Source organism: Leptothoe spongobia TAU-MAC 1115, assembly GCF_018739885.1.
GTDB classification, from domain to species: domain Bacteria; phylum Cyanobacteriota; class Cyanobacteriia; order Phormidesmidales; family Phormidesmidaceae; genus Leptothoe; species Leptothoe spongobia.
Genome location: NZ_JADOES010000057.1, coordinates 20,459 through 28,397, shown reverse-complemented (window position 1 = coordinate 28,397; position 7,939 = coordinate 20,459). Strand labels below are relative to the sequence as shown.

Annotated in this window: 8 protein-coding genes; 2 read left to right on the top strand and 6 right to left on the bottom strand. The window is 43.9% G+C overall.

Annotated elements, in window-relative coordinates:
• Positions 1-766, top strand: a 766-nt coding sequence (locus IXB50_RS20250) for a MobA/MobL family protein (protein WP_215610813.1), incomplete at its 5' end; no start/stop codon positions are given.
• Positions 767-857: 91 nt separating this feature from the next.
• Complete coding sequence (locus IXB50_RS20245; RefSeq protein WP_215610812.1) at positions 858-2,489, top strand: type IV secretion system DNA-binding domain-containing protein; 1,632 nt, start codon at positions 858-860, stop codon at positions 2,487-2,489.
• Between the two features lie 127 nt (positions 2,490-2,616).
• Here the strand turns inward: IXB50_RS20245 and IXB50_RS20240 are convergent, their stop codons facing one another.
• The 6 genes from IXB50_RS20240 to IXB50_RS20215 all read right to left on the bottom strand — a co-directional run bounded on the left by IXB50_RS20240 (position 2,617) and on the right by IXB50_RS20215 (position 7,350).
• The gene (locus IXB50_RS20240) at positions 2,617-3,000 is read right to left on the bottom strand and encodes a hypothetical protein (RefSeq protein ID WP_215610811.1); all 384 of its coding nucleotides are present in this window, start codon (positions 2,998-3,000) and stop codon (positions 2,617-2,619) included.
• Positions 3,001-3,257: 257 nt separating this feature from the next.
• Positions 3,258-3,392: an FG-GAP repeat protein gene (locus IXB50_RS22905; protein WP_215610810.1), complete on the bottom strand. Its 135-nt coding sequence runs from the start codon at positions 3,390-3,392 to the stop codon at positions 3,258-3,260.
• On the bottom strand, positions 3,338-3,640 hold the full coding sequence (locus IXB50_RS20230) for an integrin alpha (RefSeq protein WP_215610809.1): 303 nt from the start codon (positions 3,638-3,640) through the stop codon (positions 3,338-3,340). The genes IXB50_RS22905 and IXB50_RS20230 overlap by 55 nt, the downstream gene beginning before the upstream one ends.
• Before the next feature lie 27 nt (positions 3,641-3,667).
• Positions 3,668-3,985, bottom strand: coding sequence for a hypothetical protein (locus IXB50_RS20225; RefSeq protein ID WP_215610808.1), 318 nt, complete (start codon positions 3,983-3,985; stop codon positions 3,668-3,670).
• A 694-nt stretch (positions 3,986-4,679) separates the two neighbouring features.
• Positions 4,680-5,045, bottom strand: coding sequence for a ribbon-helix-helix domain-containing protein (locus IXB50_RS20220; RefSeq protein WP_215610807.1), 366 nt, complete (start codon positions 5,043-5,045; stop codon positions 4,680-4,682).
• Positions 5,046-5,103: 58 nt separating this feature from the next.
• Positions 5,104-7,350: a sensor histidine kinase gene (locus IXB50_RS20215; protein WP_215610806.1), complete on the bottom strand. Its 2,247-nt coding sequence runs from the start codon at positions 7,348-7,350 to the stop codon at positions 5,104-5,106.
• Positions 7,351-7,939 lie beyond the last annotated feature (589 nt).

Here is a 7,939-nt window from a genome sequence, read left to right as displayed (position 1 = left end):
GAGTGCGATCTATGGCAGCGACGTTTTACTCCCTGAGAATGCGCCGGAGCGATTAAGCGATCGCTCGACGTTGTGGAACGAGGTTGAGCAAGGCGAAAAACGCAAAGACGCGCAGCTGAGTCGTGAGGTGATGATCGCGTTGCCGGTGGAACTGAGCCATTTGGAAAAAGAAACTCTAACCCGTGGGTATGTGCAGCGTGAATTTGTGGAGCGGGGGATGATCGCGGACGTGTGTTATCACGACTTCGACAGCAATAATCCCCATGCTCATATCATGCTGACGATGCGCACCGTTGATGAAAATGGCTTTGGTAAAAAGCAGCGAAAGTGGAACCGAAAAAGTGAGATCGAGCAGCATCGAAAAGCGTGGGCCGATCATGCCAATGCCGCCTTGGAAAAAGCGGGTCATGATGCCCGTATTGATCACCGGAGTTTAGAAGCCCAAGGCATTGATAGAGAGCCCCAGATCCACCTGGGAGCCAAGGTAATGGAAATGGAATCGCGAGGTATTCGCACCCGTGTCGGCGATGAGTCGAGACGTATCAGTCAAGAGAACCGCGACTTGGCTCGACAGCAGGTAAAACATAAACAGCTTCAACGGCAAATCGAAGCGGAGAAAACAGCAGCGCGGGTATCTCCAGAACCGGCCCCGGTCCCCGACAAAACGCCCACTCTCGAACAGTCATCTACTCAGTCGGCCCAGCCGAAAAAACAGATTCACCCCACCCCCGAGCGATCTCAACGGGATTGGGACTTAGAGCGCTAGCCGTTCTTACGAAGCTTAGGAAACGATTTAAAGGGTGGGTCCTACCAGAACCGCATCAGTACCCTAGACAGATGATCTAATTCGCCCCGCCATGATCAACCGCCGTTCCAGACAGCAGCTGGTGACCCGCTATGACCATATGGCCAACCAATTAGCGTCACACTCTCACCAGCTCCCCAAACCGTTAGCTACCTTTGTTAAACAGAGTCCCCGAGTTGCCTTAGGCATCGTGCTAGCGCTCGGCCTCTATCTAGTGTTTCAGCTTATGCCCGATGGCGTGGGCTTTCTACTGTTTGCCGTTGGCTATTTTGTGATTCACACCGGCAGCTGGATCTGGTTGATCAAGAAGCGCCAGGACGCCAGTCGGTTAACCACCTCGACTATTGTTATCTCCGTACTGGCCTATCTATTGATACCGTTCATCCCCTTTTTGCCCCACCTCTGTTTATTGATTGGGCGTAGTGGAACACGAGTCAATCGGGGGACTCGGATAGTATCGGCAACGGAGTTAGCCCGGATTCTAGCTAAGGACCAGGCCGCTGAGACTCGACCCATCGAGCCATTGTTGGAGATCGGCGGGATTGCCTTACCCAACCGGTTGGAAAACTTGGGTTTCTTCTTTGTCGGGTCCCCTGGTAGCGGCAAGACCCAGGCGATCAAGCAGGTACTATCAACGCTGAAGACCCGCCGTGATTTTCGCGCGATCCTATTGGACCGGAATGGGGAGTTGTTGGAATCGTTCTATGACCCCAGGCGCGACCTGATCTTTAATCCCAGTGATGCCCGGTCAGTATTGTGGAGCCACCAGGTGGAAGGCATTGATGCGGAGACCATTGCCGCCAGTCTTATCCCCGACGACTCGAAAGACCGTTTCTTTAGTGAAGCGGCTAAAACCTTACTGGCCGATATCTACGAGCGCTGCGACGACAATACCCAGATATGGGAGGTGATCAGCAGCTACAGCTTTGAAGAGCTACGGACGTTCTTAAAGGGGGGCGTTAGTGCTCGCTACTTTGAATCAGAAAAGACGGGAGCCTCAGTGATATCAACACTGGTGAACTCGATGCGGTTCTATCGCCAGCTGCCTGCAGCTGCGGACTTTAGTTTCAGCGAGTGGGGCCGTCGCGACGATGCCCGCTGGCTATTTCTCCCGGTGTTTGAAGACACTGCAGAACGGTACAAAGCACTCTATTCAATGGCATTTGAGTTGATGCTGAAAGGATTGCTATCCAATGAGTCACGCAGTCTCAAGACAGCGCTGGTGATTGATGAATTGGGAGCCTTAAACCATCTGCCATCGTTAGCTCGACTATTATCAGAATCGCGTAAGTTTGGCGGGACTGCAATTTTAGGCACTCAAACTGAGGCACAGATCGATAAGGTTTACGGCGAGCATGATCGGCGGATTCTGTTGCAAGGGACCGCCACCAAATTGATATTGAATTGTCGAGATGAAGGCACCGCTAAGCGGATGGCCAACGTGATCGGGAAGCAGGAACGAGTAGAGCACACCCGCTCCAAGTCGATTATTCCAGGCATTGGTGGGGCTAGAGAGTCAGAACAAATCCGTGAAACCCATGCGGTGATGCCCGCAGAACTCCAGGCATTACCGTCGCTCGAAGGCTATCTGAGCATTGCTAATGGAACGCCACCGGCTAAGGTGCGAGTAGAGCCTCGCAGCTATCCAGTCCAGGCGGAACGCTTTATTCCTAATGTCGGTTAATATGGGTGCTCAATTTTTCGGTATTACACTAAGATTTAGTTGTACCTATAAATATAAAACTAGAAAGATCTGACCTTAGTGAGCCAAAATCTCCGTGCTCGCCGGATTTCAGTGCACGGCGTAGATGCTACTTGTTGCGTTTTTTATAGCTGTCGATCACTTGTGCGGTCACACCGCTGCCCAGGATCAAAGAAACTAGGGGAACACATTCACTTTGGCTAGTTTCTTGCGATAAGCCAGTGCAAGCAACGATAGTGGCTCCCACAGTAGAGATTGTAAATATAGCTACACTAGATGGAAAATCACCATAGGCCAGCCATTCCTTCCACGTGACGGATACCTTTGTCCTACGCCGCTCAACCAGTAGGGTATCAGGATTATTCGCTGTATTTTGCTCTAGCTTTACCTCCACTTCCTCCGGCGTGAGATCGGCAATTTTCTCAGCTGACAGCTCAGGGATATCTTGGACTGTTCCTTGTTGCTCAACATCCTGCTGGTCTTTCATTTCCATAGGGATTTCCCGTAAATACATATGAGTTCGTTTAGGGGAGGCGGTTAGCCAGCTTAAAGACCAGCTTGGATAGTTCCACCTTTCTTCGCAGACATCATAACGCATACATTAAAAAAATGCATATTCAATATAAATAAAACGTAAAAATAACACTAAAAGTATAGTTCGGCCAGCCTAGCCTGACTGCCATTCAAGTCTAAAGCCGACGATGCATTGCCGAAGATGGCATAGCCTGCACCTGCATCAGCACGATTCACTTAATTCGCGCCAGGTGCTCCCAGAATAATATCGTCCAGACTATCTCCGTTAATATCTCCTGCGCCACTGACCGAACGCGCTAAACCATCATCCTGGTTAATACCATTGATAACAAAGCCATTAGCACCATCCAAATCAGCAAATAAACTACAGGCTCAGATGATGTAGCTCGACCAAAAAACGCATAACTTTCTCCTGCGTTTACGTTGCCATCTGGGTCACTACCAGGGGCACCGACAATAATGTCACTAAATCCATTACCATTAATATCCCCTGCATCACTAACAGCCCAACCAGAGATATCTCCTAAACCAATGCCACTTAGGACAAGGCCATTACTACCATCGCCACCATTCTCTGATAAGAGATCAGACAGTTCCAATGTGGGAGAAAATCCATCTTGACGACCTTAGATAAGGTAAGACTCCCCTGAATTATTAGGAACTGAATTGGCATTGTCAGCATCAATAATCAGGTCGTCGATACCATCACCATTGAAATTGCCTGCACTACTAACAGAAATACCTGCATGGTCACCACGGGTAATGCCATTAATGACAAAACCCTGACTGCTATCACCACCATTTTCAGACAGTAAGTCAGATCGCTCAAGGGTCGGGCTAAAGCCTGATTGTTGGCCAGTCCCAAACTTACCGTTCGGATCAGCAATAAAGGTGCTAACAATCAAATCGTCAATGCCGTCGCTATTGACTATAGTGGAACCCAAAAACTGGACAGGGGGTTAAGCTCTGAATCATTCGGAAACGAAGGAGTCGTTCATGGCCAAAAAACGGAAACAATACAATAAAAATTTGAGGCCAAAGTAGCCATAGAATTCATTCAGGGAACGAAAACAGTGCCTGAATAGGCGAGCCAGCATAAAATTCATCCAACGATGATCAGTGGTTGGAAACGTCAGCTCATTGAAGACGCTAACACTCTGTTTGAATCCCTCAAAAGCAAGGAAAAAAGCACCGGATACTCAGGCCCAAATTGATGAGCTGTACCACCAACTCGGTCAGCTGAAGGTCGAGCCGGACTTTTTAACCAGGCGCTCAGCAAATTTGTGCTTGGAGATCGAAAAGCCATGGGAGATGAAACCCATGGCCAGTTGATTATCGTGCGTCAATGTCAACTCCTGAGGATTAACCTTCTAATAAAGTACTACTGTCCAGTCCAGCCCTCTGAGGAAAATTTGACGTTGCTGAAACTGATTGATCAACAGTATTTATGCTTCAATCCTTCCTTTTTGAGGGACCGCAGCTACATTTATTTCAGGAACCACCTCAACCCTATTGGCTTAAGCGAAGCTCTAATCGACTGAATTGCTATATATTGAAAGTCTCAATCTGGTATGGAATGTCCGAACCCAGCAGGCTTAGTAGTCGACTATAATAAGTCTGCTGTAAGAGCAAAGCTTATCACCTAAAGATAAGTTGTTTTGTTCTTCCATCTTGAGTTTCTATCAAGATATCTGCTCCCTTTCTTACCTCTCTCTGTATAAGAGCTTCAGTTGAAATAGCCCTACGAATTGTTTCATTCAAAGTAATTGACTGCATTGCGCTTAAACTTTCAAGCATCTCTGCCGTTTCAGGAGGAAGAACGACAGTCAACCTTTTAGTCCCTGGGACTGTAGGCACTTCTCTTGTATTATTTTTCTTTTTTCTTTTTTCAGCCAAAGTATTTCCTTCTTTTATTTCAGTCTTTTTACTCGGTTCATCTTCTACTTTTAGTGATTCATCTTCACTATTATTTCTACCCTTAAGCGAAATATTTTGATTTTTCATGATTTCTAGATTTCTGTGTAAAGTTATCTCAGTGACCCAATACGAAAAGTCTTGTTAATTAAAGGTATTGATAGCAATGGGCCAACGAATCATAGCTTCGCTTTAGAAAGAAATTAATATCTATCAGTGGTTTCACCCACCTATATCTAGTAATATTCTCTATTTTTGCTTCAACTGATAAGTGTACTTGTTGCAAGCCAAAGGAGAAACACGGTAAAAAAGTCATGAATAATCCGATGCTTTGAGCTAATCGAGAAAAAATATCAATATGTTTTTTAACATATTGCCTTAGCCCACAACAATTCACTTTAAAGCTTCCAAGTGAATTATCTTTATTAAAACAGTTGCTGTTATTAACGGTATCAATCAAACTTAGGCCGCTGAGGTCAGAGCGTGCTAAATAGTCATCGATATCGCGCCGTTCCACACTTACATAATCCACTTCGTAGCGGTAAATCTGGTTGTCTTCCGGTACATAGGCTGGCAACAAGGCTATATTGAAAGCATCTTGCCATTCTCGCGCGGAAGCCCAGAATTTGAAAGGCACATCCATTGGATAATACTGAAGTTTTTCAATCTTATACTTTACTTGATCAAGTAATTTACTTAAATCTATTCTTTGACGCTTTGCAACAGATGCTTTTTGTAACTCTGTGTAATCCCTAACAGCAATCTTTAAGTTTTCAACAGAATTCTCTAGGTCTTCTAATTCATATTTCCAAAGAGACTTGTTCCGAGGTTTTATAATGGACTTCAGAGTTTTTCTTAGATAGTTTAATCCACCAGAAATAATTGCTGTTTCAGTCCCAATTCTATGGGCCATAATAGCTGTAAAATTTCTCCAAGCCTCTTCTTTTGATTTCTCTAAATAAAGCTTTGATAGTGCTATAGATGCTGGATTGATAAATGTATTTGCAGCATTTTCACAAAAGTCATCTATAGTATTACTGTTTGCATACATACTGTCACAAACACCTACATATGTTTGTCCATTGTCCTGTCCATCCGGGTAAAAGACAGTGTTATAAGTTGCTTTATATTGAGAGTGTGCGATAACTTTATCATTAGTTTTGATGTTAATAGTTTCCCCAATTTTAATAATCCAAGGAGTTAAACCCATTGGTATATCTTCATTAACATGAGAAGGTAGAGGATATGCTTTTTTTTCTAAAGCTTGATAGTTATGGTCAACAGCGGCTTTGCACACTAATCTTGACCCTTCGATTAACCGTATTGATACCCCTCCAGCATTAGATATTTCCTTGAAAGACATAGCAATTTTTCGTAGCCTTTCAGTTAAATTTTCAGTGCTATTAGAGCCAAGTGAGTTTGAAAGTATTAAATCTGTTGATTGTCCAATTTTGGATACTTGACCTTTAAAATTTATAATTACTTCAGTAGCTACATCAGCAATTAATTCGAGACATGTTTTGGTCTTCTCAGAAAATTTTAAGTGAACTTCCTGATTTAAAGTGTTCTCTAACTTTAGAACGCCAATAGCTTTTCCATTGCTGTTCTTTAGAGGAATGCACAATAACGAATGGCATTCTGTATTGCTATACTTTGTGTATTTTCCCAAGTGAGCCGGATGAGATTTAATCTGCTCAACTGAGTTTAGAGCAAGTGTTTCATTTTGAATAAAAGCAAATACTGGTAGACCAATTTTCTCTTTATTTTTCTTTGTGCTATCAACCTCATAACCAGCCATAAACCGAAGCTCAGGAGCATTATTTTTCTCTGCTCGCATGACCAGTTTAGAGCAACTTTCGTCATATAAAAAGATTGCTCCACGAGAGGCGTTGGCAAGGTTAATAGAAGTTTCGACAATCCTTTGCAAAAAGTGATCTAGATCAAATGAGCCGGTTACGCTAAAACTTATTTCTTTTAGTGCAGAAATAAGCTTATTTTGATGTTGTTGTTCCATGACTTTAACTTGGTCGTCATTGTTTGTGTCGCTAATTTCGTATGAGAAAAGGAACGCTCCTGAACCCGGAACAATGGGATGTTTAAACCAGGCTTCGCTTTCAACATCTACCCCTAAACCAACGTTAAATGCTTGGTTATCAATAATTTGACTTCCCAAAAAAGAATCTACTGGGTCTGAAGGGTTATAGGTATCCGACTGTAAGATAATAAAGCCGTTTTTTACTTTTGGTGGCTCGTGATTGTGATCGGTGCTAAGTCGCAACTGGTTTCGACCGATAAACGAAGCATTATCCCTTGGCGTGAATCTAGGTAGCGTCCACCAAATCAAATCCAGGTTGTTACCCCAAAAACCATCATGCAACAAGGAAAGATTAGTCATAGTTCAAACCTCTTAAACACTATTGGCTTTAGTGAACCTTTAAGCAAGTGAACCGCTATAGCTTGAAAATTTCCATCCGGGATGGAATGTTCGGCAAGGGAAAGCGTCGTGATGTCATGGCTTCTTGTCCTCAACAAGCACTGCATATCAGGCACAATACATCGTGACTCCATAGAGTTGAGCAGCAACTTATGTATTAAACACACTTACTACTTAAGCCATGAGCATAGAATAACTACTATTTTAGTGGTTTGTCAACACTAAAATAGTGATTAAATGACGTCTTTAAAATACTTTTTATATATAAATTGCTTGGATATCTTTACTATGGGGTAGTGTAATCGTAGCTGTAAGCAAGTGCCATAAGTCGGAAGCTATTGATATATGAACCAGCGGGGGCATTTGAACAAAAACCTACAGTTTCGTCTGAAAAGCTATCAGAGTAAAGATTTCAAAGGCTAACGTTCTATTGACCGTGTTCGTGGTTAGCAGCTATGCAACGCGCATGCACCCTGGTAGATTGCCTGTGAAGGTAGGTCTACTTTTTTCTACCGATTTTCCTTGGAGCTATTACTGGTCAATGCATCAG

Bases quoted from the DNA above. Each gene is read 5' to 3' on its own strand.
- IXB50_RS20245 (WP_215610812.1), top strand. From the start codon at position 858: ATGATCAACCGCCGTTCCAGACAGCAGCTGGTGACCCGCTATGACCAT.
- IXB50_RS20240 (WP_215610811.1), bottom strand. From the start codon at position 3,000: ATGGAAATGAAAGACCAGCAGGATGTTGAGCAACAAGGAACAGTCCAA.
- IXB50_RS20220 (WP_215610807.1), bottom strand. From the start codon at position 5,045: ATGAAAAATCAAAATATTTCGCTTAAGGGTAGAAATAATAGTGAAGAT.
- IXB50_RS20215 (WP_215610806.1), bottom strand. From the start codon at position 7,350: ATGACTAATCTTTCCTTGTTGCATGATGGTTTTTGGGGTAACAACCTG.